Source organism: Nocardioides sp. NPDC000445, assembly GCF_040300245.1.
Taxonomy (GTDB): Bacteria; Actinomycetota; Actinomycetes; order Propionibacteriales; family Nocardioidaceae; genus Nocardioides.
Genome location: NZ_JBEPDH010000005.1, coordinates 76784 through 100930, shown reverse-complemented (window position 1 = coordinate 100930; position 24147 = coordinate 76784). Strand labels below are relative to the sequence as shown.

General features: G+C 69.7%; 29 protein-coding genes and 1 tRNA gene. 9 read left to right on the top strand and 21 right to left on the bottom strand.

What is annotated here, in order from left to right:
• Window positions 1-87 precede the first annotated feature (87 nt).
• Window positions 88-873, bottom strand: coding sequence for an HAD-IIA family hydrolase (locus tag ABT304_RS08450; RefSeq protein ID WP_350714388.1), 786 nt, complete (start codon window positions 871-873; stop codon window positions 88-90).
• Window positions 874-1087: 214 nt separating this feature from the next.
• On the opposite strand from ABT304_RS08450, the gene ABT304_RS08445 reads away from it, so the two are divergent.
• On the top strand, window positions 1088-2611 hold the full coding sequence (locus tag ABT304_RS08445; protein WP_350714386.1) for an alpha/beta hydrolase: 1524 nt from the start codon (window positions 1088-1090) through the stop codon (window positions 2609-2611).
• A gap of 49 nt (window positions 2612-2660) precedes the next feature.
• Entirely contained in the window at window positions 2661-3038 is a 378-nt protein-coding gene (locus tag ABT304_RS08440) for a YdeI/OmpD-associated family protein (RefSeq protein WP_350714385.1), read from the top strand.
• Between the two features lie 3 nt (window positions 3039-3041).
• Here the strand turns inward: ABT304_RS08440 and ABT304_RS08435 are convergent, their stop codons facing one another.
• The 4 genes from ABT304_RS08435 to ABT304_RS08420 form a co-directional block, all read right to left on the bottom strand.
• A complete protein-coding gene (locus ABT304_RS08435; RefSeq protein WP_350714384.1) occupies window positions 3042-3533 on the bottom strand; it encodes an SRPBCC family protein in 492 nt (163 codons plus the stop codon).
• Window positions 3534-3627: 94 nt separating this feature from the next.
• Window positions 3628-3849: a hypothetical protein gene (locus ABT304_RS08430; RefSeq protein ID WP_350714382.1), complete on the bottom strand. Its 222-nt coding sequence runs from the start codon at window positions 3847-3849 to the stop codon at window positions 3628-3630.
• Entirely contained in the window at window positions 3846-4496 is a 651-nt protein-coding gene (locus tag ABT304_RS08425) for an RNA polymerase sigma factor (RefSeq protein ID WP_350714381.1), read from the bottom strand. Before ABT304_RS08425 ends, ABT304_RS08430 begins: the two co-directional genes overlap by 4 nt.
• Window positions 4493-4726, bottom strand: coding sequence for a hypothetical protein (locus ABT304_RS08420; protein ID WP_350714379.1), 234 nt, complete (start codon window positions 4724-4726; stop codon window positions 4493-4495). The genes ABT304_RS08425 and ABT304_RS08420 overlap by 4 nt, the downstream gene beginning before the upstream one ends.
• 154 nt (window positions 4727-4880) lie before the next feature.
• On the opposite strand from ABT304_RS08420, the gene ABT304_RS08415 reads away from it, so the two are divergent.
• Entirely contained in the window at window positions 4881-5306 is a 426-nt protein-coding gene (locus ABT304_RS08415) for a hypothetical protein (RefSeq protein WP_350714378.1), read from the top strand.
• 20 nt (window positions 5307-5326) lie between these two features.
• Here ABT304_RS08415 and ABT304_RS08410 read toward each other — a convergent pair whose 3' ends face one another.
• From ABT304_RS08410 to ABT304_RS08400, 3 genes are all read right to left on the bottom strand, one after another.
• Complete coding sequence (locus ABT304_RS08410; protein WP_350714376.1) at window positions 5327-5713, bottom strand: hypothetical protein; 387 nt, start codon at window positions 5711-5713, stop codon at window positions 5327-5329.
• An 88-nt stretch (window positions 5714-5801) separates the two neighbouring features.
• Complete coding sequence (locus ABT304_RS08405) at window positions 5802-6623, bottom strand: aldo/keto reductase (RefSeq protein ID WP_350714374.1); 822 nt, start codon at window positions 6621-6623, stop codon at window positions 5802-5804.
• Window positions 6624-6653: 30 nt separating this feature from the next.
• Entirely contained in the window at window positions 6654-7835 is a 1182-nt protein-coding gene (locus ABT304_RS08400) for an MFS transporter (RefSeq protein WP_350714373.1), read from the bottom strand.
• Window positions 7836-7975: 140 nt separating this feature from the next.
• Here ABT304_RS08400 and ABT304_RS08395 point away from each other — a divergent pair, with 140 nt between their 5' ends.
• Window positions 7976-8428: a MarR family winged helix-turn-helix transcriptional regulator gene (locus ABT304_RS08395; protein WP_160024973.1), complete on the top strand. Its 453-nt coding sequence runs from the start codon at window positions 7976-7978 to the stop codon at window positions 8426-8428.
• A 10-nt stretch (window positions 8429-8438) separates the two neighbouring features.
• Here ABT304_RS08395 and ABT304_RS08390 read toward each other — a convergent pair whose 3' ends face one another.
• From ABT304_RS08390 to ABT304_RS08380, 3 genes are read right to left on the bottom strand one after another with little or no spacing between them, the layout of a single operon-like run.
• Window positions 8439-9047 carry a response regulator gene (locus ABT304_RS08390; protein WP_350714371.1) on the bottom strand — a complete coding sequence of 203 codons (609 nt, stop codon included), beginning with the start codon at window positions 9045-9047 and terminating at the stop codon, window positions 8439-8441.
• The gene (locus ABT304_RS08385; protein ID WP_350714369.1) at window positions 9044-10108 is read right to left on the bottom strand and encodes a sensor histidine kinase; all 1065 of its coding nucleotides are present in this window, start codon (window positions 10106-10108) and stop codon (window positions 9044-9046) included. The genes ABT304_RS08390 and ABT304_RS08385 overlap by 4 nt, the downstream gene beginning before the upstream one ends.
• Window positions 10109-10118: 10 nt before the next feature.
• Window positions 10119-10526: a DUF6069 family protein gene (locus tag ABT304_RS08380; protein WP_350714367.1), complete on the bottom strand. Its 408-nt coding sequence runs from the start codon at window positions 10524-10526 to the stop codon at window positions 10119-10121.
• Window positions 10527-10663: 137 nt separating this feature from the next.
• On the opposite strand from ABT304_RS08380, the gene ABT304_RS08375 reads away from it, so the two are divergent.
• Window positions 10664-11317: an NAD(P)H-binding protein gene (locus tag ABT304_RS08375; RefSeq protein WP_350714366.1), complete on the top strand. Its 654-nt coding sequence runs from the start codon at window positions 10664-10666 to the stop codon at window positions 11315-11317.
• A 13-nt stretch (window positions 11318-11330) separates the two neighbouring features.
• Here ABT304_RS08375 and ABT304_RS08370 read toward each other — a convergent pair whose 3' ends face one another.
• Genes ABT304_RS08370 through ABT304_RS08360 form a run of 3 tightly spaced genes read right to left on the bottom strand, consistent with a single transcriptional unit; the run spans window position 11331 to window position 14513 of the window.
• The gene (locus tag ABT304_RS08370; protein ID WP_350714365.1) at window positions 11331-11849 is read right to left on the bottom strand and encodes a mycothiol transferase; all 519 of its coding nucleotides are present in this window, start codon (window positions 11847-11849) and stop codon (window positions 11331-11333) included.
• 23 nt (window positions 11850-11872) lie between these two features.
• Window positions 11873-12946, bottom strand: coding sequence for an NAD(P)H-dependent flavin oxidoreductase (locus tag ABT304_RS08365; protein WP_350714363.1), 1074 nt, complete (start codon window positions 12944-12946; stop codon window positions 11873-11875).
• Window positions 12947-12965: 19 nt separating this feature from the next.
• Window positions 12966-14513 carry a peroxidase family protein gene (locus ABT304_RS08360; protein WP_350714362.1) on the bottom strand — a complete coding sequence of 516 codons (1548 nt, stop codon included), beginning with the start codon at window positions 14511-14513 and terminating at the stop codon, window positions 12966-12968.
• Window positions 14514-14700: 187 nt separating this feature from the next.
• Between ABT304_RS08360 and ABT304_RS08355 the strand changes: the two genes are divergently transcribed.
• The gene (locus ABT304_RS08355; protein ID WP_160024980.1) at window positions 14701-15282 is read left to right on the top strand and encodes a dihydrofolate reductase family protein; all 582 of its coding nucleotides are present in this window, start codon (window positions 14701-14703) and stop codon (window positions 15280-15282) included.
• A gap of 6 nt (window positions 15283-15288) precedes the next feature.
• Here the strand turns inward: ABT304_RS08355 and ABT304_RS08350 are convergent, their stop codons facing one another.
• The 5 genes from ABT304_RS08350 to ABT304_RS08330 all read right to left on the bottom strand — a co-directional run bounded on the left by ABT304_RS08350 (window position 15289) and on the right by ABT304_RS08330 (window position 20444).
• Entirely contained in the window at window positions 15289-16614 is a 1326-nt protein-coding gene (locus ABT304_RS08350) for a hypothetical protein (protein WP_350714360.1), read from the bottom strand.
• Window positions 16615-16692: 78 nt separating this feature from the next.
• Window positions 16693-17109: a limonene-1,2-epoxide hydrolase family protein gene (locus ABT304_RS08345; RefSeq protein WP_350714359.1), complete on the bottom strand. Its 417-nt coding sequence runs from the start codon at window positions 17107-17109 to the stop codon at window positions 16693-16695.
• A 9-nt stretch (window positions 17110-17118) separates the two neighbouring features.
• On the bottom strand, window positions 17119-17880 hold the full coding sequence (locus tag ABT304_RS08340) for an FkbM family methyltransferase (protein ID WP_350714357.1): 762 nt from the start codon (window positions 17878-17880) through the stop codon (window positions 17119-17121).
• A 91-nt stretch (window positions 17881-17971) separates the two neighbouring features.
• A complete protein-coding gene (locus tag ABT304_RS08335) occupies window positions 17972-19270 on the bottom strand; it encodes an HNH endonuclease (RefSeq protein WP_350714356.1) in 1299 nt (432 codons plus the stop codon).
• Between the two features lie 415 nt (window positions 19271-19685).
• Window positions 19686-20444 (bottom strand): DsbA family protein, encoded by a 759-nt coding sequence (locus tag ABT304_RS08330; protein ID WP_350714354.1) that lies wholly within the window; start codon window positions 20442-20444, stop codon window positions 19686-19688.
• A 125-nt stretch (window positions 20445-20569) separates the two neighbouring features.
• Between ABT304_RS08330 and orn the strand changes: the two genes are divergently transcribed.
• A complete protein-coding gene (gene orn / locus ABT304_RS08325) occupies window positions 20570-21217 on the top strand; it encodes an oligoribonuclease (protein WP_350714677.1) in 648 nt (215 codons plus the stop codon).
• 48 nt (window positions 21218-21265) lie between these two features.
• A tRNA-His gene (locus ABT304_RS08320) sits at window positions 21266-21341 on the top strand.
• Between the two features lie 63 nt (window positions 21342-21404).
• On the opposite strand, the gene ABT304_RS08315 is transcribed toward ABT304_RS08320, so the two are convergent.
• Entirely contained in the window at window positions 21405-22301 is an 897-nt protein-coding gene (locus ABT304_RS08315) for a Vgb family protein (RefSeq protein ID WP_350714352.1), read from the bottom strand.
• 116 nt (window positions 22302-22417) lie between these two features.
• Here ABT304_RS08315 and ABT304_RS08310 point away from each other — a divergent pair, with 116 nt between their 5' ends.
• Window positions 22418-23311, top strand: a complete 894-nt coding sequence (locus tag ABT304_RS08310; RefSeq protein WP_350714350.1) for a bifunctional helix-turn-helix transcriptional regulator/GNAT family N-acetyltransferase — start codon at window positions 22418-22420, stop codon at window positions 23309-23311.
• Here ABT304_RS08310 and ABT304_RS08305 read toward each other — a convergent pair.
• Window positions 23308-24144: a ribokinase gene (locus tag ABT304_RS08305; protein WP_350714348.1), complete on the bottom strand. Its 837-nt coding sequence runs from the start codon at window positions 24142-24144 to the stop codon at window positions 23308-23310. The genes ABT304_RS08310 and ABT304_RS08305 overlap by 4 nt on opposite strands.
• Window positions 24145-24147 lie beyond the last annotated feature (3 nt).

Here is a 24147-nt window from a genome sequence, read left to right as displayed (position 1 = left end):
CAGTCGCGTCCACGAGGAGAGGCCTTGAGCGGACTTTCCTTACACAACCCAATGAATTCGGGTGCTCGATCCGATCCGGAGGCCAGGTCAGGCGTCGAGCAGCGGCAGTACGTCGGCGATGGAGGAGACCACGCGGGTCGGCCGGAACGGGAAGGTCTCGATCTGCTCGGGCCTGGTCGACCCGGTCTCGACGAGGATGGTGCGCATCCCGGCCTCGAGACCGCTGATGATGTCGGTGTCCATCCGGTCGCCGATCATCACCGTGGTCTCGGAATGGGCCTCGAGCTGGTTGAGCGCGCTGCGCATCATCAGCGGGTTCGGCTTGCCGACGTAATAGGGCGCCCGGTTGGTCGCGGCGCTGATCAGCGCGGCGACGGAGCCGGTCGCGGGCAGCGTGCCCTGCGGGCTCGGCCCGCTCGGGTCCGGGTTGGTCGCGATGAACCGCGCACCGGCCTCGATCAGCCGGATCGCCCGGGTGATCGACTCGAAGGAGTAGGTGCGGGTCTCCCCGAGCACCACATAGTCGGGGTCGTTCTCCGTCATCACGTAGCCGACCGCGTGCATGGCGGTCGTCAGCCCCGCCTCGCCGACGACGTACGCCGAGCCGCCCGGCCGCTGGTCGGCGAGGAACTGCGCGGTCGCGAGCGCCGAGGTCCAGATCGACTTCTCCGGGACGTCGAGCCCGGAGCGGAGCAGCCTCACCCGGAGGTCCCGCGGGGTGTAGATCGAGTTGTTCGTCAGCACCATGAACGGCACCGACGCCGCGGTCAGCTTCGCCAGGAACTCGCCGGCTCCCGGGATCGGCTCCTCCTCACGTACGAGGACACCGTCCATGTCGGTCAACCACGTCTTGATGGGGCGCTCGTCGATCACGAGGACATCCTCGCCGATCGCGGCCCAACCGCCAACCGTTGTCGCCGACTCGTACGGCAACCGTCTTCAGCAGGGGCGGTGATCTGCACCACTACTACTTTCCCCACCGGTCAATAGTCCTTTCGAACACCCCGGAATGGTCTGCGGCCGGATGTTCGCGCCCTCCGATCGGCGAAGACTGACACCGTCCCAGAACCATCCTCGGGAGGAAGAAATGAAACGCATCTCAGTACCGCTCGCCGTCGCCGTCGCCGTCGCCACACTGGCCCCCGTGGTCTCGGTGGCAAGTCCGGCGGCGGCGCAGGCCGCGGAACCGGACAGCATCAGGTGGGACAAGTGCCCCGCCGATATCTCTCCGGTGCCGATCCCGGAAGGGATGCAGTGCGGGACCCTGAAGGTCCCGCTGGACTACAGCGACCCCAACGGCCGGACGATCGATATCGCAGTCTCACGCCTGCCGAGCAAGAAGCCCGACAAGCGGCGCGGCATCCTGGTCACCAACCCCGGCGGCCCCTCCGCCGGAGAGAGCTATCCGGCGATGCTCGTCGCGATCGGACTCCCGCAGAGTGTCCTGGACAGCTACGACGTGATCGGCTTCGACCCGCGCGGGATCGGCCGCAGCACGCCGGTGACCTGCGACCTCACCCCGGATCAAGTGCTCACAGGCAGCATCCCGCCGTACCCGCTCGACGCCGCCGATGTGGCCGAGCACGCGGCCGTGAGCAAGCAGATCGCCCAGCAGTGCGCGGCGTCCAAGACATCCCGGTTGCTGCCGCACATCAGCCCCGCCAACACCGCACGTGACATGGACCGGATCCGGGCCGCGCTGGGCGAGTCGAAGCTGTCGTACGCCGGCGCCTCCTGGGGAACCCACCTGGGCGCCGTCTACACCACCCTGTTCCCGCAGCGCAGCGACCGGATCGTGCTCGACAGCAACATGGGCCCGGGTGGCTGGGACTACGCCGGCGACCGGCTGTGGTCGCAGGGCGTCGAGGACACCTTCCCGACCTTCGCGAAGTTCGCTGCGGCGAACCACCGCGAGTACGGCCTGGGCAAGACACCTGCGCAGGTACGAGCGAAGTACTTCGAGCTCGCCGAACGGCTGGAGAAGAAGCCGATCCCGACACCGGACGGCCCCTTCGACCACGTCGCGTTCAGGCTGATCAACTTCGGTCTGCTGTACGGCCCGACCCAGCTGCCGCTGCTTGCGGACATCTGGCACGCGGTCGATGCGAACCAGCCCCCGCCACCGCTACCCGGTGGCGACGCCGTGACCGACGTGGACAACCTCATTTCCGGTCGCTACTACATGATCTGCAACGACGCGCGCTGGCCGTCGTCGGTGGCGACCTACCAGCGCAACGTCGCCGTCGACCGGATCAGATACCCGCTGTTCGGTGCCGCGGGAGCCAACATCACGCCGTGCGCGTACTGGCCGGATCCCGCCGAACCGCAGGTCCGGATCACCGATCAGGGTCCGTCCAACGTACTGATGGTGCAGAACCTTCGCGACCCGGCGACACCGCTCGACGGCGCGCGGAAGATGCGTGCGGCGTTGGGCAAGCGGGCCACCATGGTCACCGCCGATCAGAGTGGCCACGGCGTCTACCCGGGCGGCAGGAACCGCTGCGCGAACCACGTGGTGACGACCTATCTGACCACGGGTGAGCGGCCCTCGCGCGACTACCACTGCTCGGCCGACGCCGCACCCCGCACCACGACAGCCTTCGTCGGCTAGCTGTGATACCCAGCCAGGTCTCCACGCGGCCAACCACTAGATTGGCCGCGTGGAGACCATCGACGGCGAGCCGGTGCTGGACCGGCCATCGGTGACCGAGGTCGAGGCCTACTTCGAGACCGCTGATCCCAACACCCGAGCGGTGTGGCTGCGCCTGACCCGCAAGGGCGTCGAGCCCGCCTCCCTCTCCTCCGACGAACTGGTCGACGTCGGCCTCTGCTTCGGCTGGATCTCTGCCGTACGCCGCCGAGGCGATGAGGAGACCTACCTGCAGCGCTACACGCGCCGGCGCCCCGCTTCGAAGTGGTCCCGGCTCAACATCTCCAAGGTCGAGCGGCTCACCGCCGAGGGCCGCATGCGGCCCTCCGGCCTGGCCGAGGTCGAGGCAGCGCAGGCAGATGGTCGCTGGGACAACCCCTGGACCTGACCCTCAGGCGCGCTCGAGCCTCTTCCTCAGGCCGTTGATCAGCGACCCCACGGCGAGCGAGAGCAGAGCCCGGACGATCGGCGCCGTGGGTCCGGCTCCCTTCGCCACCTCGACGGCAACGGTCCAAGTCAGCCGGGAGCCGGTCGGCGTCGACTCGACGACATAGTCCTCCGCGAAGCGGCGAATGCCGGGGCGGTTCGACTCGACGACCGCGAAGGTCATCCGCTGGTTCTCGTCCCAACGGTAGAACTTCTCCCGGACCGTGGCCACACCGCCCATGGTGACCTCGCGAACCGTGCCGACGCCGTACGGTCGCGGGCCGACCCACCGCGTCTTCGTGGCACCAGGCCCCCACGAGACCACGGCGTCGTCGGCGGCCAGCGCCTCCCACAACGTCTCGACCGGCACGTCGACGTCGAGCACCTTGGTGGTGACCGCGCGTGCGGTCCCCAGGAAATGGTCGTCGGCGGGAGCGAGGGGGTACCAGCGGGTCATGGGCCAACCTTTGTGAGCTCGAGAAGAGGACGACTACATCTTCGTCGATACACGATCGGCAGGACCGCAGCGGCGCGGCGAGACGATCAGGTCACTACGTGAGCAGGTCCATCAACGCCTCAGCCTCTTCGGCGCAGGCGCCGCAGGCCTTCAGATGCACCTGCATCGGAAGGTCCACGTGGCCCGGATCGGCCAGCAGCTGCTCGACGTAGGTGTCGATCTGGTCGAAGCAGTCGTCGCAGGACAAGTAGGGACTGGTTTCGAGCAGCAGGCCGTCGAGAGCGGCAGCGGGCAGACGGCGGTTTCTGTCGGTCATGGCGCGCTCCGCAGGGATGATTCATCGAGATGGCCGCTGGCCAGCAGGGACGTACGTAGTCGCTGGCGGGCGTCGTGGAGTGTCTTGTACAGGGCGTTGCGATTGGTGTTGAGCCGCTCGGCGAGCACGTCGATCGGCACCTGATCGATCAGCAGCGCCAGTGTGACCCGCCGCTGGTGGGGTGTCAGGACGGTGGCGATCGCGGCCTGGACGGCCCGCGAGAGATCATCCGCCTGCACGTATCCCTCGGGAGCGCTGCCGTCGTCCGGGACGTCGAACGAGTCCGGAAGCGCGACCTCCCGATGCCGCCATGCCTGCCGCCGGACGGCGACGCCGGCGTGCAGGACGCCGAACTTGTAGACCCAGGTGCTGAACCGGCTTCGCCCCTCGAAGGTGGCGAGCTTGCCGAGCACCGCGACCAGGGCATCGTCGGCAGCCTGCTGTGCCAGGTCTTCCAGGTCCGCAGCCCCCGCACCAGGCAGCTGGCCCCGCAGGCGCCACACCTGATGCCGGGTCGCCCGCAGCAGCAGGTCATGGAGACTGCGCTGGGCGACCTGGCCCGGAGGCCCGGGGTCGCTCAGGTCGCTCACCCAGGGCTCGTCCGACGCGACGCCGATCTCAGCCATGCCACCCTGCACGATGTTCATGATCCCACCTCGCCGGGCGAGGGATCCACGATCCTGACAGCCAGCTCCGGCGGACACCCGCGATCCACCAGCTGCAGCAGCGCATGCAGGTCGAGGCGTACGTCCGCGGCCACCTCCGCGGCCAAGTCGTCCGGAAAGCCGGCACAGAGCAGGCTTCGCCGACGCCACGCCACCGCATCCTCGAAGGCCTGGCGCGAGCGCAGGGCACGGTCCCGCTTCTGCAGCTTCATGACTGATTGGTGTCGCGCGCGGCGAGGTTCTTACCGGACGAGCCGAACTTCTCGGGCGGCGGTAAGACGCGGGCGAGTCGATGACACACACGCAGCAAAGGCACCCGGGAACGTCCCGCACAGAGCCTTCATCCACCCCCGAAAGGGAGCACTCATGACCAGCCACACATCCGAGACCTCGATCACCAGGTCGATCACCGAATCCTCCGGCAGCGACCGCGCCTTCTTCCTGCTGCGCTCGGTCTTCGTCGTCGCCCCGATCGCCTTCGGACTCGACAAGTTCGTCGAAGTCCTCACCGAATGGGACCGCTACCTCGCGCCCTGGATCGACGACATCGTCCCCGGCAGCGCGCACCAGGCGATGCTGGCGGTCGGCATCATCGAGATCGTGGCGGGCATCGTCGTCGCGATCATCCCTCGCTACGGCGCACTGCTGGTCGCCGCCTGGCTGGCCGGGATCATCGTCAACCTCGTCTCGATGGGCGAGTTCTACGACGTCGCGCTGCGCGACTTCGGCCTGTTGGTCGGGGCGCTCGCCCTCGCCGCCCTTGCCTTCGGCCGCAAGCGGAACGCTGCCTGAACGACCCGCGCGCCCCGGGCTCAGTCAGCCAGACGCAGGTCGCCCTCGGCCCGGGGCGGCAGGTTGGAGAGGGCGGCCTGGACGAGCGCGACGCGCGCCTTGACCGTGACCGCCCGGCGGAGCCGGCCGACGTCGTCACCGATGTTGCGCTCGACGGATTCGCGGATCTGCTCCTCCGGGAAGGACGGGCGACCACCGACGGGGACATCGATGTCGGGGAGATCGGTGAGCACCGGGAAGATCTGGGTGCCGATGCTGTCCAGGAGCTTGAAGCGCTGGAAGCGGTCGGTCTCGTCCCAGACCTTGTCGATGTCGGCGCCGCCCTTGCGGAACCTCCGGCCGGAGGCCAGGACGGTCTTGGCCGTCCCGGTCAGGGCCACGGTGAGCTCATGCTCGGTCAATCGCATGATGCCAAGCATGCCCTCAACCTGTCCGGACATCTGCCCCGGGCTGATCACCGATCGATAACACCTGCTCCCCGAGATATCAGATGGGTCAGGCGGCGTTGAAGGTCGCCGGGTCCGGCCCGGTGCGGCCCTCGCTCTCCAGGTCGTCGATCGCGGCCAGGTCGGCGGCGGTGAGGTCGAACCCGAACACGTCGAGGTTCTGCGCGATCCTCGCCGGGGTCACCGACTTGGGGATGACGATCCGGCCCTGCTGGAGGTGCCAGCGCAGGATCACCTGGGCGGGCGTACGACCGAGGCGGTCGGCGATCGCGGTGATCGCCGGGTTCTCGAGCATCGCGCCCTGGGCGAGCGGGCTCCAGGCCTCGGTCGCGATCCCGAGCCCGTCGTTCGCAGCGACCGTGGTGCGCTGCTGCAGCGCCGGGTGCAGCTCGATCTGGTTGACGGCCGGCACCGTGCCGCCGAGCGCGACGATCCGGTCCAGGTGCTCGGGCAGGAAGTTGGAGACGCCGATCGCGCGGACTCGCCCCGCGGCGTACAGCTCCTCGAGGCCCTGCCAGGCACGGACATAGAGGTCACGCGCGGGAGTGGGCCAATGGATCAGGTAGAGGTCGACCTGGTCGAGACCGAGGAGCTCGAGGCTCTTCTCGTACGCCTCGACCGGCCGCTCGTGGTCGGCGTTCCAGAGCTTCGTGGTGATGAAGAGCTCCTCGCGGGCGATGCCCGACTTCGCGAGCGCACGGCCCACGCCGGCCTCGTTGCCGTAGACCGCCGCGGTGTCGATGGTGCGGTAGCCGGCCTCGAGTGCCGCGGTCACGGCCGCCTCGGTCTCGTCGTCCGGGACCTGGAAGACGCCGTAGCCGAGCTGTGGCATCGCGATGCCGTTGTTCAGGGTGGTGGTCGGGATGGTCATGAGGGTTCCTTCTCTGGGACGGGTGAGGTTTCAGGCAGGGACGGGGACGGACGTACGCCGCTCGCCCCCGGGCGCGCGGACGGCGACCAGCAGGACGAGGAGGCCGAGTGCGGTGACCCCGGCGCCCGCCCACAGCGGCGACGTGTAGCCCAGCCCGGCGGCCAGGGTGAGGCCGCCGATCCAGGCGCCGAGCGCGTTGCCGACGTTGAAGGCGGCGATGTTGGCGCCTGAGGCGAGGGTGGGTGCCCGGTCGGCGTACCCCATCACCCGCATCTGCAGGGCCGGCACCGTGCCGAAGCCGATCGCGCCCATCAGGACCAGCGCGACGACGGTCAGCACCTGGCTGGTCGCGACGAGGGCGAAGCCGGCGAGGACGACGGTCAGGGCGGCCAGGAGCACGCCGAGGGTCTTGACCAGATCGCGGTCGGCTGCCCGGCCGCCGACGATGTTGCCGAAGAAGAGGCCGACACCGAAGAGGACGAGCAGCAGCGGGACCGTGCCGGATGAGAAGCCGCTGACCTCGGTCAGGGTGAAGGCGATGTAGGTGAACCCGCCGAACATCCCGCCGTAGCCGAGCACCGTCAGGGCGATCGAGAACCAGACCTGCGGGCTGGCGAAGGCTGCCAGCTCGGTGCGTACGGCCGGGGTCGCCTCCTCGTTACGGCCGGTGTGGGCCGGGACCAGGAGGGCGATGCCGATGAAGGCGATGATGCCGATGACGGTGATCGCCCAGAAGGTCGAGCGCCAGCCGGCGGCCTGGCCGAGCAGGGTGCCGAGGGGTACGCCGAGGACGTTGGCGAGCGTGAGGCCACCGAACATGAACGCGATCGCGCTGGCCTTGCGCTCCGGGGCGACCAGCTGCGCGGCGACGACGGCGCCGATGCCGAAGAAGGCGCCGTGGCACAGCGCGGCGATGATCCGGCCGACCATCATCGTGGCGTAGTCGGGCGAGATCGCGGAGATCAGGTTGCCGAGGATGAACAGCACCATCAGGCCGAGCAGGGCGACCTTGCGGGGCACCCGGGTGAGCAGGAGGGTCAGGCCGACGGCGCCGATCGCGACGCTGAGGGCATAGCCGGAGATGAGGTAGCCGGCGGTGGTCTCGCTGACCCCGAAGTCGGTGGAGACCTCGGGCAGCAGGCCCATGATGACGAACTCGGTGAGGCCGATGCCGAACCCTCCGATCGCGAGGGCTAGCAGTGCGACGGGCATGGATGACTCCTGAACGTGGACGGGTTGCGTCTGTCGATAGTCCGCGTGCGCAGTAGTTGCACACGCTTCGTATTTATAGTTGCACGCGCGCACTATCAGCGCAACTCGGGTATGCTGGAGACGTCCACGAAGGAGGACCCATGGGAATCGCTGACGACGCCGTCGAGATCCGCGCGCAGGGCTGGCGCACGCTGGCCGCCGTGCACGGCCTGATCGAGGCCGCGCTCGAGAAGGCACTGCAGCGCGAGCACGGGCTGTCGGTCGTCGAGTTCACCGTCCTCGACGCGCTCAGCCGTCAGGACGGCTGGCACATGCGGATGCAACAGCTGGCACGTGCTGCGGCTCTCTCCTCCTCGGCCACGACCCGGTTGGTCACGCGCCTGGAGAACCGCGACCTCCTCACCCGGATCCTGTGCGCCGACGACCGCCGCGGGATCTACACCGAGCTCACGCCCGCCGGACGCGCCCTGCTGAAGAAGGCCCGCCCGTTGCACGACGAGGTGCTGCGTACGGCACTGGACGAGGCCGCAGAGATCCCCGAGCTCGCGCCGCTCGTGCACGCGCTCGGGTCGCTGTCGCCGGCTCCTGCCTGACCGCGCGGCGTCAGGCCAGCCAGCCGTTGCGCCGGGCGGTGAGGGCCGCCTCGGTCTTGTTGCGGGTGCCGGTCTTGCCGATGGCCGCGGAGAGATAGTTGCGCACGGTGCTCGGCGAGAGGAAGAGCCGGCCGGCGATGTCGGCGACGCTCGACCCGTCCTCGGAGGCCACCAGCACGTCGCGCTCGCGCGCGGTCAGCGGGTTCGGGGCGGCGCGGAGCGTGGCCGCGGCCAGGTCGGGGTCGAGGACCGTCTCGCCGCGCAGCACCCGGCGGATCGCGTCGGCCAGCTCCTCGACCGGCCCGTCCTTGACCAGGAAGCCGACCGCGCCGGCGGCCATCGCCTGGCGTACGTAGCCGGGTCGGGAGAACGTCGTCAGGATCATCACCCGGCACTCCGGGATTGACGCGCGCAGCTCGCGCGCGGCCTCGAGCCCGCTGATCCCGGGCAGCTCGATGTCGAGCAGGGCCACATCGGGGCGCACCTCGAGCGCCGTCGGCACGATCTCGGTGCCGGTCCCGACCTGGGCGACCACCTCGAGATCGTCCTCGAGCCCGAGCAGCACGGCGAGCGCGCCGCGCATCATCGCCTGGTCCTCGGCGAGCAGGATGCGGATCACGATGCCGGCACCCTCGCCTCGAGGCGGAACCCGTCGGCCCCGGGACGTACGTCGAGGCGACCGCCGACCGCACGCAACCGCTGCCGCAGGCCCTCGAGTCCGCCGGATCTCTCGCCGGTGTCCACCGGACCGCCGACGCCGTCGTCGACCACGGCGAGCCGGAGCTCACCGCCGTCCTCGGTGAGCTCGAAGCGGCAGCTGGCCGCCCCGGAGTGGCGGATCACGTTGGTCGCCCCCTCACGCACGACCCAGGCGAGCGCCTGTCCGGCGATGTCGGGCACCTCGGTATCGGTGGCGGCGATCGACGTACGGATCCCGGCGGCGTCGAGCGCACGGCGCGCCCCGTCGAGCTCCTCGGCCAGGGAGAGCGTCTTCATCTGGTCGACGGCGGCACGGACGTCGGCCAGGGCGGCGCGGCCGACCTCCTCGATGTCGGCCGCGTGCGCGGCGGCTGCCTCGGGGTCACGGGCAGCCAGGCGGCGTACGGCCTCGGCCTTGACGACCATCACGCTCAGCGTGTGGCCGAGCAGGTCGTGGAGGTCGCGCGACATCCGCGCGCGCTCCTCGGCGACCGCGGCTCGGGCGAGCTCCTCGCGGGTGCGGCGGAGCTGCTCGACCGCCTCGACGAGGCGCAGGAAGGAGGTGGTGGTGACGCCGCTGAGGAACGTGCCGCCGACACTGAGCAGGTAGGCGTCGCCGACACCCTCGATCACCGCGATCGAGACCGCCACGCCCGCCGTGGCCGCGAGGATCGCCACCAGCAGGCGCCAGCCGCGCAGGACCGCCGGGGAGACGATGGCCAGCACGCCCCAGACCGTCTGCCAGCCCTCCCCCTGCATCGCAGCGAGCACGATCAGGACGACGAGGACGGGCAGCAGGACCCGGACCCGGCCGGTGACCACGAGAGCGACGGCGGCCGCGGCGAGGGCCAGCACCAGCACCACCTGGCCGACGGCCGCAAGCACCTCGCCGGAGAGGTTGAGCAGCGGAAAGAGCAGCAGGACCGGCAGCCAGACCAGCACCACACCGTGGCGATGGATGTGACACCACAGGCCGGACACGCGCGTCACTTTACCGTCGCCGCAGGCCGGCGATGACCACAACGGCGACCACGACGTGCAGGCTCGCCAGCCCCAGCCCGGCGGCCACTGTGAGCGCGCTGGTCGGCGTGATCAGCGAGAGCACGGCGATCCCGACGGCGAGCATCGTCCATCGCCGCGTCCCGCGCTCGGAACGGCCCTCCCACCAGCGCAGCAGCGCACCGCCGGCGAGCGCGATGATCAGGCTGCTGACGATCACCGAGCCGATGCCGATCTGCTGGCTGCCGCCACCCGACTTCACCTCGAGGTCCACGCCCCCGGCCTGGGTCCACAGCAGCCATACGACCGTCGCCGCCACAGCCGCCGTGGCCGCTACGCCGCCGATCCGCGGCCAGCCGACCCGGGTGCGCCGCGCGGTCTCGTTCGTCACGGTTGTCATCGCGATTTCCTCCGTCTCCACCACCCACCGTGGGTGGTGTCTCCAGACTCGCGTTCGGAGGCGCCCGGGCGTCAGATCTGATTGTCCGGACCCGACGGTGACAATTGTCAGTGGCCTCGTATGCCTAGGGTGAGAGCATGCGCATCGCCATCGTCGGCGGCCACGGCAAGGTCGCCCTGCAGCTCCATCCGATCCTCGCGGCCGCGGGCCACACCCCGGTCGCGCTCGTACGCAGCGAGAGCTACCGAGACGAGCTCGAAGCGCTCGGCGCCGAGGTGGGCCACCTCGACATCGAGAACCAGGACGCCGACGGGTTCGCCGCCGCCTTCGCCGGCTGCGACGCGGTGGTCTTTGCCGCGGGCGGCGGCCCCGACGGCAACATCGAGCGCAAGCGCACCGTCGACCTGGAGGGCTCGACCAAGTCGATCGCAGGTGCCAGGGCCGCCGGCATCCGGCGCTTCGTGCAGGTCTCGGCGATCAGCGTCGACGAGCCGGTCCCGGCCGATGCGGGCGAGGTGTGGAAGGCCTACGTCGAGGCCAAGCGCGACGCCGACATCGCCCTGCGCGACAGCGACCTCGAGTGGACCATCCTGCGTCCCGGTGGCCTCACCGACGAGCCCGCCACCGGGCGGGTGAAGCTGGCCGAGAAGCTCGACCGCGACACCATCCCGCGCGCCGACGTGGCCGCGGTCATCGCCGCCGTGATCGACGACGACGCCACCGTCGGCAAGCAGTGGGAGCTGGTCTCCGGCGACGCCTCGATCGACGAGGCCATCGCCGCCGTCCTCTGACCCCGGCGCTGACTCAGCGGAGACCCAGCAAGCCCTTGACGTACGCCGCCTGGCCGATGTGCTGGGCGGCGTCGTCGACGACGCTGACCAGCCTCACCGCGAGGGTGACGGGCGGGTCCCAGCGCTCGTCGATGACGCGAGCGAGGTCGTCCTCGCTCAGCGAGTCGACCAGCTCGATCGTGGCTTCGTGGACCGCCTGGTAGTAGCCGGTCAGCAGCTTCGGGTCCTCGAGCCGGAAGGCCGCGACCTCCTCGGCACTCTGCCCGTATCCCATCGCTCTGGGCCTGTACGGCAGCCCGAACCGCTCCACCCAGCCGTCGCGCGCCCACACCTCGTCGGTGCCGGCGAGCGGCGCGATCTGGGCGTCCTCCATCCGGGCGATGTGCCACAGGATCCAGGCGATCGAGTTGGCGCGGTCGTAGGGCCGCCACAGCAGGTCGTCGACCGAGAGCCCGTCGACGATCGAAGGAAGGGTCTCCGCGATCCGGCCGAAGCCGTCCACGAGCAGTCGCTGGGGCCAGGTTTCGCTCATGCCTTCCGTTCTACACCGTCGAACTAGACCGTGTCCGGGAGGAGACTCCGTGCCTCGCTCCACATCCGGGTGACGATGTCGGCGGCCGGCTCGGCCACCGCGCGCGCTGCGGCCTGGCCGGCCCAGTGGTTGGCCCGGTCGAGCGCCACCTCGGCCGCGGGGTCGGGTGTTCCCTTGCGCCACCTGGCGACCAGCCTGCGCTGGTGCGGGTAGGGCGCGGGCGACGGCGCGCCCGGGGCGTCCCAGGAGCGCACATACGGCGTCGGGGCGGCGCGGCCGAGGCGACCGGAGTAGGCGCGGGTGGCGACCGTGTCCTCCGGCGCCAGCCCGTCGAGCGAGGCTGCCCAGGCGTCGGCGATCGCGGTCTCCGGCGACCGCAGCAGCGCGGTGCCGACCTGCACGGCACTCGCGCCGAGGGTCAGCGCGGCGGCGACCGCACGCCCGTCGGCGATCGCGCCGGTGGCGATGACCGGCAGGTCGACCCCGTCGACGATGTGCGGCAGCAGAGCGAACAGCCCGACGGCCGTACGCTCGGCCGTCTCCGGCTCGAAGACCCCTCGGTGCCCGCCGGCCTCGAGACCCTGCGCCACGATGGCGTCCGCACCCGCCTCCTGCGCGGCGTGCGCCTCGGCCAGGGTCGTGGCGCACGCGAACCAGGCGATCCCGGCCTCGTGCAGGCGGTCGACGTAGTCCGGCGAGAAGAGCCCCATGATCGAGGAGACGACCCTCGGCCGGGCGGCGAGCATCGCCTCGCACTGCTCCTCGAACGACGGCGCGGGCGGCTGCTCGGGGCCTGGCGTACCTAACCGGGCCAGGAACACCTCCGCCGCCGAGATCCTGGCGGGGTCGTCGTCGGCCGGGTCGGGGATCCAGATGTTCAGCTGAAACGGGCCCGCCGACAGAGACCGGAACTCGGCGGCCCACTCCCCGATCCGCTCCGGCGAGTCGAGCACCACCCCCGCCGCGCCCATCCCGCCGGCGGCGGCGACCGCGGCCGCCGCCGCGGGCGGACAGGCACCCGCCATCGGCGCCTGAAGGATCGGCATCGAGAGGCCGTACGCCTCACAGAACTCCTGAGCACGTCGTCGAGCGGTCACGCCTGCCACGTTAGCGCGATCAGGTCGTCCCCAATCCGTGGCCGGCCAGGTTGATCAGGTCCACCGTGGTGAACTCGCCCGGAGTGGCCGCGGGGAGCGTCGGGCGCCAGGACGGGTCGTTGCGCAGGTAGGAGCTCGGGTCCATGGCGAGCAGCCCGAGGAACACCTCGGCGACGATGCGGCCACCGACCGGCCCCAGGCGACGGCCGCCGGCGAGCAGCTCGGCCTCCTTGAGGATGTAGAACCACAGCGGAGCGGGACCGCCACCGGGCAACCCCAGCTCGTCGCCGATCGGCGTGATCCCCATCTTGCGCGCCACCGCCCGCCCCGACGGCAGGCCCATGCGGGCACCGCGAGTCAGGTTGCGCACGACGATCGAGCTCGGGTCCGCGGCGATCTCGGGAGGAAGGTCGGTCATCGGCGGCACCACCATGGTGTCGATGGCCCGCGTGGCCTGCGGCTGGACACCACCGGACCCGTCGAGGTCGAAGAACCGGTTCCACTCGATGGTCCAGAACGGCGGCAGGATCCGGAACCCGACGAAGTGCTTCAGCCTCAGGTCCTCCCCCGGAGTGGTCGCCTTGGTGAAGGTCGGCAGCGGCGGCACGGTGGTGTTGAGCTTGTAACGACCCCGCACCTGCGAGTGTCCGAAGCGGTAGGCCGCGACGGAGAACTCGACCGGCATGAATGCCTTCCCCGACTTCGCCTCGTAGTGCTCGAGGCGAAGCCTCGGAACCGCACCGGTCTCGTCGAGCACCTCGCCGAGCATCGCCTGGCCGACCGTACGCCGCAGGAAGTCGTGCACGACCAGCCACTGGTAGTGCCATCGGACCGTGCGCTGCGCCGCCTCGAACACCGTCTCGCTGTCCCGCTGCATCCGCGGGTCGGCGAGGACCATGTCCATCACGGCGTTGTGGAACTTCAGCATGGTCAGCTGGAGTTGGCTGACGAAGGTGTTCTCGTCATTGCGCGGGTCACCGATGATCGCGATGTCCTGCGCGTTGCGGGGCAGGTCGTCCTCGTCGTCGTGGCGGCCGATGAGCAGGTAGCCGGCGCGGCCGGGAGCCTTGTCGTACATGAACGCGTCGTCGGCGGGTCCCCGACCGTAGACGTTGTCGAGGTCGAAGGCCGGGGAACGGAAGGTGGTGAGCGCGTCCGGGTCGTTCCGCCTGGTCAGGCTGGAGACCGGGTCGAAGGTGATGTCATGGTCGATGAACTGGCCGAGGTAGGTGTAGCCGGCCGGGATGTCCGGGTTGTCCTTGGCGGCATCGCCAGGAGCGTTGTCGGTCATCATCTGGGCGATCTCCCGGATCCGCCCCTCGGAAGGTACGTAGGGGTTCAACCGGAACATCCGGCCGAACCTCCCCTCGAACAGCTGGGATCCGGGAAGGTAGGCGAGCCCCCGCTGCTCGCGGCCGTGGCCGCGGGCGTGCTGGTGCGGCGTACCGAATCCATGGGCGGAGCCGATCCGGTTGACGAGGTCCTCGGGTGCTCTGCCGTCCTGGTCGGCGACCTCGTCGGGCTTCTTCGGGCTCTTCTTGGTAGGTGGCTTGACTGGTGTGGACATGCGATCCCCATGTGGGTTTCCGTGCACGAAGGTGGGCAAACAGGCGCGCCGCGCCCCGAGACCGGCGGTCATGGAATGAATGCCCTTCCACCGTGTCATGTGACCACATGGGCCGCATCCCCAGTATCTAGGGCAAGCCCTGGAGAATCCGCGTGCTGCGACCCTGCTCGTGCGGCAGGATCGGCCCATGCGCACACTCATCTACTCCGCGTTCGTGTCCATCGACGGCGTCGTCGACTCCCCCGGCGGCGGCTCCCCCTCCGAGCAGCACCGCAGCGGCGGCTGGACATTCAAGGACATCGAGTTCCTGCCGGAGGCCTATGCGATCAAGGGCAGCGAGATGGAGGAGGCCGGCGCGCTGCTGTTCGGCCGACGCAGCTACGAGGCCTTCGCACCGATCTGGCCCGACATCGAGGACTTCACGGTGGTCAAGGAGATCCCCAAGTACGTCGTCTCGACCTCCCTCGGCGACGACGCCCTGGTCGACAACTGGGGCCCGCAGAACATCCTGAGATCGCTCGACGAGGTCGAGAAGCTCAAGCAGGGCGACGGCGCCCCGATCCTGATCGCCGGCAGCGCCGAGCTCGCCCGCAACCTCTCCGACGCCGGCCTGATCGACCGCTACCACCTGCTCGTCTTCCCCGTCGTCCTCGGCGCCGGCAAGTCGATGTGGAGCGAGACCGACAAGGACAAGCAGCGCCTCGAGCTGGTCGAGTCGGAGACCTACGCCAACGGCATCATCAAGCTCGTCTACGACGTCCTCCGCTGACCCCGGTCAGGGGCAGCGCGCGTAGAGACGACGCGAGCCGCTTCCGTACGCCGCGGGGTCGGTGAACGCGCAGCCGTAGTCGGGTGCGGCGACGGCTGCCCGGTCGAGCACGTCGTCACCGGCCGGACGGTCACCGTGCTCGACCCAGTCGACGAGGTCGCCCCAGGCGGCCGAGGCCTCGGCGGGGCTGAACTCGCAGTGCCCGGCCGAGCGGATCGCCCGCTGCACGAGCAGACCGTCACGGTGGTGGCGGGCCACCTCACGCGCGTAGATCTGCTCCAGGGAGAACGGCACGAACATGTCGCCGAGGTTGTGCAGGCTCACCACCGGGGCGGTGGGGCGACCGGAGATCCGCGACGGGGCGTTGAGCCGGTGGCTGTAGCGCCCGGCCGGATCGGTGGGGTCCGCCCGCTCGATCTCGGTGTTGAGGTCGACCGGCGAGCTCGGCGTGTAGACGGTGTCCCGGTTGGTCGCCACCCGGCCGATGTTGAAGCCCAGCGTGCCGCCGTCATCCACCGACGGCAGCGTGAAGAGGAAGTCCTTCCACTGCCCGAAGGCCGCCACCGCGCCCGGCCGCGGACCGCCGCTGCGCTCGATGGTCATCGCCCGCAGCTGCTCACCCTCCGGCGTCAGCGTGCCGCCGAGCCCGAGCCGCTCCTTGATCACCGGGACGTCGACGCTCTGGTAGTCCTTGGTATAGGGGTAGGCGTCGTGCCCCGCGAGCGCCTGCGCGCCGAGGTTGTAGTCGACGAAGAAGTCGAAGAGCTCCACGTCCCCCAGCTGCCCGCACATCGGCATCGCACCGTCGTAGAAGCCCGGATACTGCTCCAGCGAGCGCCCGATCACGTGCCCACCCATCGACACCCCGGTCACATAGGTGCGGGTGGCCTTCCGCGGCAGCAGCTCGGAGGCGTACGTCGCCAGGTCCCGGGTCGAGCGCACCCCGGCACCCACGTCGTAGCCGTTGGTCGAGTAGCTCGACGCCGCCCAGGCGTACCCCTGCTCGAGGAACGTACGCCGCAGCCCGAACCCCGGCGTCTCCGGCGTCAGCGTGTAGCTGAGCCCGCGGTAGCCGTGGGCCCACATCACCAGCTCGCCGTTCCAGTCTGCCGGCACCTCGAGGATGTACGCGGCGTGCTCGTGCACGCCCTGGCGCACCGTCGTCTCCTGGCCACCGACGACGATCGGCGCGACCGGCGGGTTGCTGATCGTGTAGCCAGGAAGCGGCTGGTCACCGGGTGGTTCGGGGTCAGCGAGCGCCGTGCCGGTCGAGGCGACCAGAGCGGAAGCGGTCAGGAGCAGGGCGAGAAGAGCGGCTGACGCACGAGGCATGCCTCCGAGAGTAGGGCTCGCTGTGACTGGCGTCACAGGAATAGTGCACCATGTGCCTCGTGCACTGCGCACAACGACTCAGCGGCCGACGGCCTTCCGGATCGCGCCGAACGCCGCCCGACCGACGCCCTTGACGCCCGCCGCGATGAAGGTGGTCCAGTCGAAGTAGTCGCGCCAGAGCACGATCTTGCCGTCACGCACCTCGAAGGTGCCGCACACCCAGAACTCGGCGGAGACCGAGCCGCGGCTGAGCACGTCGATGCGCTCGGTGAGCACGACCGGGCCGTTGGCCGCGATGTTGATCATCCGGACCTCGAAGCCGGTGGCGTACTTCCCCATCACCCGCAGCTGACGCCCGACCTCGGAGAGGCCACGCGCGGGTGGGAGGGGCACGTTCTGGTAGGTGACGTCGTCCGCGCACAGCAGCAGCGCCGCGTCGACGTTGCCCGTCTCGAGGGCGGCCAGGAACTGCTCGACGATCTGGATCTCGGTCATGCCGCCACGTTATCGCTGTTCAGCCGCCAGTGGCGGGCTCAGGACCAGACAGTCCTGCCGGTGCAGGGCCGGGTCCTCGAGGAGCTCCTCGACGGCGACCCGTCCACCCGGCACCCGCCGCAGCGAGCCGGCCTCCTTCTCCTTCAGGAACACGTCGCGCGCCCTGGCCAGCTCGGCGAGGTAGCCACGGTCCATGTGCTCGATCTCGAGCATCAGCGCCCAGTGCTCCGTGCCCTCCAGCGACCTCGCCGCGCCGTCGACGACCTCCCGCTCGAAGCCCTCCACGTCCACCTTCACGCAGAACGGCCGCCGCTGGTCGCCGAGCACCTCGTCGAGCGTGGTGACCTCGACGTCGCGGAGCTGCCAGCGCGCCGAGCCGTCATGCCGCTCGTCGTACAGCGACGACGTCCCCGACCAGGTCCGATCCACCGCGAACCGCGCGGCGCCGGGCTTGTCGGCGACGGCCTGCGCGCGCAGGTCGATCGCGATCCCACGGGTCTCGAGCGTCTTGCGCAGGACCTTGTGCAGCGATGTGTTCGGCTCGAACCCGATCAGCTCCACCCCCTCGGGGATCTCGACCCCGACCAGCATCTCGCCGTAGTTCACGCCGATGTCGATCACCGTCTGCCACTCGTGCAGCCCGAGCGCCACCCGCCACAGCTCGAGCGAGCCCCGGATGATCCGGCCCTTGTTCGCGATCAGCCCCAGAGCCCGCGGATCCGTCGGCTTCACATAGATCCGATAGCCGTCTTCGGTCGTCGCGTACGCCATCTCGAGCACCTTCACCTTAGGGTCCGCCAATAGCCGTCGCCGAACCCTAAAGCGCCTTCGGAAACACCAGCCGAACCTCGGGCAACGCGGATCAGGCCGCAAGCGTGTGAGTGAGGAGTACGTCGCGCAGCCTGAGCTCCGCCCGCGACAATCGCGGCGGTGGGTCCGGTGCCCAGGAATCTGGTGGCGGGCTGATGTAGGTGTGCCCGGTGGGTGTGGTGGTGATGACGCTGCCGTCGGGTCCTGGTCTGGCTCGCCAGCCGAGGGCTTCCTTGGCCTGGTTGCACCTCTCGCATAGCCCTTGGAGGTTCTCGGATCTCGTTTCACCCCCGTCCGCGTGGCGTTCGACGTGGTCGATGTTCCGGATCGGAGCATCGCAGCCGTTGGTGCGGCAGATCCCACCGTCCCGGGTCGTGATGAACTCGGCCAGCCCCTCGGGAGCTTTGCGGGAGCGGGACTCCATCGCCACCAGATGACCGGCGGCGTCGGTGAACAGCCGGCGCACGAGCACCTCGGCGTCGTTGAGCGCTTCACGGGCCCAGGCGGCTGGGACGGGGCCGTAGCCCTCGACCATGGCGGGCTGATCGTTGGTGTTGGCGAGGGTGTCGGCGGTCATCACGATCTTGACCTCGATCCGCGGCTTGCCGTCGGCCTCAGCGCGGCCGGTGATCCGGTCGACCAACGTGTCGGCCATGACCTGACCCCGGGTGCGCTCATCACCAGCAGCCGCAGCGGTCTTGGCGGCCTGGTCCAGTGCCGCGAAGACCGCGACGCCGTCCCTGACCGGCAGCAACGCGCCGAGCCAGGTCATCGTGTCCGGTGCCGGCCGCAGGCTGACCCGACGATCCTTCACCGCGCTCGCGGCCCGGGCCACCACGGAGGCCTGGTCGAGGGTGATGGCGAGCTTCTTAGCGGCGTTCTCGAGCTGCCGCAACCCCATCGGCACCGCCCGAGCAGGTTCACCGTTCGGCCCGGTGGCACAGAGTTGGTGGTCGATGACCTTGCGGTCCTCGAGGGAGAGGCAGGCGGTCTCGCGGGCCAGAATGGTGGCCTGCCATTGCGAGAACAGCCCGGCCTTCATCAACGCGAAGGTATGCGGCATCTCCGCAGTCAGAATCTTCGCCAGCCCGAGCAGCTTGGCGCCCTTCTCGGGCGAGACCCGCCGCGCCAAAGCAACCTGCGAAGCAACCCCTTCACCGAGTTTCCGGGCGGGAACCCCGGCCTCGGCCTGGCGGACCCGGACGGTCTCGTCGAGACGTACCGCCGCTTCGGCCTGCACCGCCTCGGCGGTGCACTTGACCTCTTCAAGACGCGCGATCCAGTCGACCAGCTCACCCTCGGACGCACCCGCAGGCGGCCCAGCGAGGAGGCGGTCGATGGTCTCGTACATAGGCAATATTATATGCGCAAGAGCACCAACCTACGACACATTTAAGCAGTTCAGACCCATGTTACGCGGTCAGCGAACAAGTACCGTGAACTCCGCGCCACTCTCTCGCCGCCGCCCCGATACAGGCGAAATCTTTCTCGATCGAGTGTCGAGTCAAGGACCGCGAAGCGGCCGGCGAAGCCGGCGCCCGAAGGGCGTCCTTGACGCGGCGCACGATCGAGAAACACTCAAATCAAGGGTCGGCGGCGAACCTTTGAAACGAAGAACAGTCGCTAAGCGAGCCTCCCCCGAGAAGCGACCGTGTTGGTCTCGACACGCCTCCGCCTAGCGGCTCCGGCGGCTCGACCAGCGCAGCACGGCGGCTCCGGCGGCTCGACCAGCGGAGCACGGTGGCTCCGCCGACTCGACCGCGGGATCAGGAGATCTGCTCGACCAGGTTGTCGGCGATCTCGTCGAAGGAGTTGCCGTCCCGGAACTGCTCGCCGTCAAGCAGGATGGTCGGAGTGCCACTCACCCCGTCGTCGGCGGCAGCCTTGGTGGCGGCGTCGGCCCAGGCCTTGCCGTCGAGGCTCTCGATGCGGTCCTTGACCGCGGACTCCTCAGCGCCCGCCTCGACGGCGAGGTCGACGAGGTCTGCGGCCTCGGGGAACGGGCCGGACTCGCTGGGCTGGTTCTCGAAGAGCAGGTCGTGGAACTTCTTGGCGACCTCGGGACCAGCCTCCTCCTGGACGACCGCGAAGGCCGAGGTGGCGAGCTCGGAGTAGGGGCCGACCTGGTCGAGGAGCACGAACGGGCGGTAGTCGACCTGGACCTTGCCGTCGGCGGCGAGCTCGGCGAGGTCCTCACGGGACGCGTTCTCGAACTCGGCGCAGTAGGGGCACAGGAAGTCCTCGTAGATGACGACCTTGTGCGGCGCGTCGTCGGGACCGATCACCAGACCGTGCTCGCTGCTACCGGCCTCAGGCGCAGCGATCTCGCTGTCCCCGGACCGGTTCAGGCTGAACCAGACGAGGCCGCCGATGATCACCGCGATGGCGGCGACGACCGCCGCGACGGTGAGGATCGACTTGCGGGCCTGCTTCTTGCGCAGTGCCTCCAGCTCCGCGGCGGCCTTGGCAGCGCGGGCCTCACGCTTCTCCTTGCGCGAGGGGCTGCTGGCTGAATCCGTGCTCATGGAGCCAACATAGGTGCCTCTCCTGAGCGCAGGCTGAAACCACGCCATGGGAACCGTTATCACATCGTCTCCTAACCCTCCGCGAAGCCGCTGAGCAGCAGCGTTATGGTGCTGCGGTGGCTTCACTGAACGAACGTCTGGTCTGGATCGACTGCGAGATGACCGGGCTGTCCCTCGAGCACGATGCGCTCATCGAGGTGGCAGCCCTCGTCACCGACTTCGATCTCAACGTGCTCGGCGACGGGGTCGACATCATCATCAAGCCCCCGGCCGAGGCGCTGGAGCAGATGGACGACTTCGTACGCGACATGCACACCAAGTCCGGCCTGCTGGTCGAGCTCGAGAACGGTGTGCCGATGCGCGAGGCGGAGGAGCAGGTCCTGGCGTACGTCTGGGAGCACTGCGGCAAGGACTCCCGGCCACCCCTGGGCGGCAACACGGTGGCCACCGACCGCAACTTCCTGGCCCGCGACATGCCCGAGCTGGAGGGCTTCCTCCACTACCGCAACGTCGACGTCTCCTCGATCAAGGAGCTGTCGCGCCGCTGGTTCCCGCGGGCCTACTTCTCGGCTCCCCCCAAGCGCGGCAACCACCGCGCGCTCGCCGACATCCAGGAGTCGATCGAGGAGCTTCGCTACTACCGCGAGGCGGTCTTCGTGCCGATGCCCGGCCCGGACTCCGAGGCGGCGAGGGAGATCGCCGGCCGGCACGGAGCCTCGATCACCGGCCTCGGCGACCCGGCAGCCGCCCCCGATTCCACAGATCCGGCCTGATTCCCCTATGATTCTTGCTGGCTCGAACATGCGCTGTCCGAGCCGATGGTGGGCGTAGCTCAGCTGGTAGAGCATCGCGTTGTGGTCGCGAGGGTCGCGGGTTCAAGCCCCGTCGCTCACCCCATATGGCGAGGTTCAAACCTCCACCAGAGGGAAACCTCTGGTCGGGTTTGAACCTCGCCCTTCATCATTTTGTCTCCTTGATGCCGAGCGAGACGCGGGCGAGCGCGCCGTGCTCCAGAGCGACCCAGAGCGCACCGTCGGGCCCGATGGTGAGTCCATGAGGCTCGGAGTTCGAGGTCGGCAGAGCTAGGGAATCGATCACGCCGGCCGCGGTGATCGAGCCGACCCGGTTGCCGCCCCACTCGGAGAACCAGAGCTCGTCGGCGCCGGCGACGATGGCGTGCGGGCGCGCGGCACGGTCGGGCAAGGGATGCTCGGTGATCTCTCCGTCGACGGTGATGCGGCCGATCTGGCCCGCCGCGATCTCGACGAACCACAGCGCAGCATCGGGGCCGAGCGTGATGCCGACCGGTGCCGCGTCGGGAGTGGGTAGCTCGTGCACGGTGACCTCGCCGTGCAGGTCGATACGGCCGATCGCGTTGGCCCGGTTCATGGTGAACCACAGCGCCTCGTCCGGACCGGCGACGATCGCCGACGGGAACGCCTCGGTGATCGGGAGCGGAAACTCGGTGACCGTGCCGTCGGTGGTGATGCGTCCGATGCAGTCGGTCGTCATCTCCGTGAACCACAGCGCACCGTCGGGGCCGGCGGCGAGCCCGTACGGCCCGCACTCCCGCAGTGCGTACTCGCTCACCACGCCGTCGACGGTGATCCGGCCGATCCGGTGGGCGCGAGTCTCGGTGAACCAGAGCGCGCCGTCCGGCCCGGGCGCGATGATCGTCGGACCGCAGTCGGACGCCAGCGAGAACGCGGCAGGAGACTCCCCCGGGACGAGGCGGCCGATCTCGCCACTGCCCTCCAGGGTGAACCACAGCGCATCATCCGGACCTGTGGCGATGGCGTACGGGCCACGGCCGGGCACTGGGTGCTCGGCGATGCGTCCAGGCTGCTCGGGTGTCATACGTACCTCTCTCCGTTCGGCTTCGGCGCTCCCACTCTCGCCTCGCAGCGAGGCCCGAACAACCACTTTTCGGACCATCCTTGGAATCCCCGAATTACCTGACTAAAGTCAGGTATATGACAGTGGACACCTCGGTGATGCGCAAGTTCAACATGAGCTACGTCCGTCGGGTGGGAGCGCTCGAAGACTCCTTCCTCGGCAGTGGTCTCCCCTATGGCACGGCCCGGATCCTCTACGAGATCGGGCTCGCCGCCTCGGACTCCGATTCCGCCCCCACGGTGCAGGACCTCAGGACCCGGCTCGGCGGACTCGACTCCGGCTACGTCAGCCGGATGCTGCGGACGCTGGAGACCAAGGGGTACGTCGCGATGGACCGCGACCCCTCCGACGGCCGGCGCCGGCTGGTGGCGCTCACCGAGGACGGCCTGAAGCAGTGGGACGACCTCGAGCGCCGCTCCGAGGAGCGCGCCCACCTGCTGCTCGATCCGCTCACCCAGCGGCAGCGCGACCGTCTCAACGAGGCGCTGGCGACAGCCGACCTGCTGGTGCGCGCGGCCACGATCACCATCGAGCAGGTGGACCCGCGCGACCCGATGGCCCAGGAGGCGGTGGGCCACTACTTCGCCGAGATCGGCGACCGCTTCGGGTTCACCGTCGGCGACGAGGGCTTCGGCGACGACCCCTCCCTGCGACCGCCCCACGGCACGTTCTTCGTGGCCGCCAGCGACGGCGCCCCGGTCGCCTGCGGTGGCGTGCGCGAGTTCGACGGCACCGGCGAGATCAAGCGCATGTGGGTCGACCCCGCCTGGCGCGGCGCGGGTCTCGGCTCACGCCTGTTGCGCCACCTCGAGGCCGAGGCGCTGCGGCTGGGCCACACGGTCGTACGCCTCGACACCCGCGACGTCCTCAGCGAGGCGATCGGGATGTACGAGCGAGCCGGTTACGAGCGCATCGACCGCTACAACGACAACCCCCACGCCACCCACTTCTTCCGGAAGGAGCTGGCCTAGGCGTACGTCTCCAACCGGTCCAGCGGCGGCTGGGCGCTGGGGTGCGCGACCGCGGCGGCGCCGACCGCGCAGGCCGTTCGCAGCGCCTGCTCGTCCGGGGTGCCGGCTCGGATCGCGAGGGTGAGCGCCGCGGAGAACGCGTCGCCGGCGCCGACGGTGTTGACCACGTCCGGCGCCGGCGCGGCGGGGACGCGAGCGGTCTCGACACCGTCGGTGATCATCGCCGCGCCTGAGGCGCCGTAGGTCACCGCGACCCGCCGGGCCGCGCGCAGCTCGGGCATCGCGGCGTACTCGGTCTCGTTGACGATGAACAGGTCCACCCGCTCGACGAGGTCGGCCGGGAGGGGCTGGGCCGGGGCGGCGTTGAGCACGACGAAGCCCGACGCCTGGGCGGCGACGGCGCGGACCACCTCCAAGGAGAGCTCGAGCTGCATCAGCACCGCCTCCTCCGCCCCGACCGAGATCCCGTCGGCGCCGACCGACGCGTTGGCGCCGGCGCACACCACGATCTGGTTCTCCCCCGCCGCGTCGACCGCGATCAGCGCCGTCCCGGTCGACGAGTCGGTGAGGCACACGCCGGCGACGTCGACCCCGGCGGCCCGGATCGTCTCGACCGCCCAGGCACCGTCGGCATCGGAGCCGACGGCGCCGACCATCCGCACCCGCGCTCCCAGCCGGCTCGCCGCGACCGCCTGGTTGGCACCCTTCCCGCCGACGTCACGGCGCAGCCGACCACCACCGACGGTCTCTCCGGCGCCGGGCAACCGCTCGACGAGCGCCGTCAGGTCGACGTTGATGCTCCCGACGACGACCAGGTCCTGTGGCGGGCGCACCGG

What these genes read in the sequence shown, in the direction of transcription:
- ABT304_RS08380 (WP_350714367.1), bottom strand. Translation starts at nt 10,526, where the DNA reads ATGACAACCGTGACGAACGAGACCGCGCGGCGCACCCGGGTCGGCTGG.
- ABT304_RS08335 (WP_350714356.1), bottom strand. Translation starts at nt 19,270, where the DNA reads ATGTACGAGACCATCGACCGCCTCCTCGCTGGGCCGCCTGCGGGTGCG.
- ABT304_RS08360 (WP_350714362.1), bottom strand. Translation starts at nt 14,513, where the DNA reads ATGTCCACACCAGTCAAGCCACCTACCAAGAAGAGCCCGAAGAAGCCC.
- ABT304_RS08400 (WP_350714373.1), bottom strand. Translation starts at nt 7,835, where the DNA reads ATGCCCGTCGCACTGCTAGCCCTCGCGATCGGAGGGTTCGGCATCGGC.
- ABT304_RS08410 (WP_350714376.1), bottom strand. Translation starts at nt 5,713, where the DNA reads ATGCGATTGACCGAGCATGAGCTCACCGTGGCCCTGACCGGGACGGCC.
- ABT304_RS08340 (WP_350714357.1), bottom strand. Translation starts at nt 17,880, where the DNA reads ATGGCGTACGCGACGACCGAAGACGGCTATCGGATCTATGTGAAGCCG.
- ABT304_RS08375 (WP_350714366.1), top strand. Translation starts at nt 10,664, where the DNA reads ATGCGCATCGCCATCGTCGGCGGCCACGGCAAGGTCGCCCTGCAGCTC.
- ABT304_RS08315 (WP_350714352.1), bottom strand. Translation starts at nt 22,301, where the DNA reads ATGACACCCGAGCAGCCTGGACGCATCGCCGAGCACCCAGTGCCCGGC.
- ABT304_RS08430 (WP_350714382.1), bottom strand. Translation starts at nt 3,849, where the DNA reads ATGACCGACAGAAACCGCCGTCTGCCCGCTGCCGCTCTCGACGGCCTG.
- ABT304_RS08345 (WP_350714359.1), bottom strand. Translation starts at nt 17,109, where the DNA reads ATGACCGAGATCCAGATCGTCGAGCAGTTCCTGGCCGCCCTCGAGACG.
- ABT304_RS08370 (WP_350714365.1), bottom strand. Translation starts at nt 11,849, where the DNA reads ATGAGCGAAACCTGGCCCCAGCGACTGCTCGTGGACGGCTTCGGCCGG.
- ABT304_RS08350 (WP_350714360.1), bottom strand. Translation starts at nt 16,614, where the DNA reads ATGCCTCGTGCGTCAGCCGCTCTTCTCGCCCTGCTCCTGACCGCTTCC.
- ABT304_RS08420 (WP_350714379.1), bottom strand. Translation starts at nt 4,726, where the DNA reads ATGAAGCTGCAGAAGCGGGACCGTGCCCTGCGCTCGCGCCAGGCCTTC.
- ABT304_RS08425 (WP_350714381.1), bottom strand. Translation starts at nt 4,496, where the DNA reads ATGAACATCGTGCAGGGTGGCATGGCTGAGATCGGCGTCGCGTCGGAC.
- ABT304_RS08445 (WP_350714386.1), top strand. Translation starts at nt 1,088, where the DNA reads ATGAAACGCATCTCAGTACCGCTCGCCGTCGCCGTCGCCGTCGCCACA.
- ABT304_RS08310 (WP_350714350.1), top strand. Translation starts at nt 22,418, where the DNA reads ATGACAGTGGACACCTCGGTGATGCGCAAGTTCAACATGAGCTACGTC.
- ABT304_RS08405 (WP_350714374.1), bottom strand. Translation starts at nt 6,623, where the DNA reads ATGACCATCCCGACCACCACCCTGAACAACGGCATCGCGATGCCACAG.
- ABT304_RS08435 (WP_350714384.1), bottom strand. Translation starts at nt 3,533, where the DNA reads ATGACCCGCTGGTACCCCCTCGCTCCCGCCGACGACCATTTCCTGGGG.
- ABT304_RS08415 (WP_350714378.1), top strand. Translation starts at nt 4,881, where the DNA reads ATGACCAGCCACACATCCGAGACCTCGATCACCAGGTCGATCACCGAA.
- ABT304_RS08330 (WP_350714354.1), bottom strand. Translation starts at nt 20,444, where the DNA reads ATGAGCACGGATTCAGCCAGCAGCCCCTCGCGCAAGGAGAAGCGTGAG.
- ABT304_RS08395 (WP_160024973.1), top strand. Translation starts at nt 7,976, where the DNA reads ATGGGAATCGCTGACGACGCCGTCGAGATCCGCGCGCAGGGCTGGCGC.
- ABT304_RS08355 (WP_160024980.1), top strand. Translation starts at nt 14,701, where the DNA reads ATGCGCACACTCATCTACTCCGCGTTCGTGTCCATCGACGGCGTCGTC.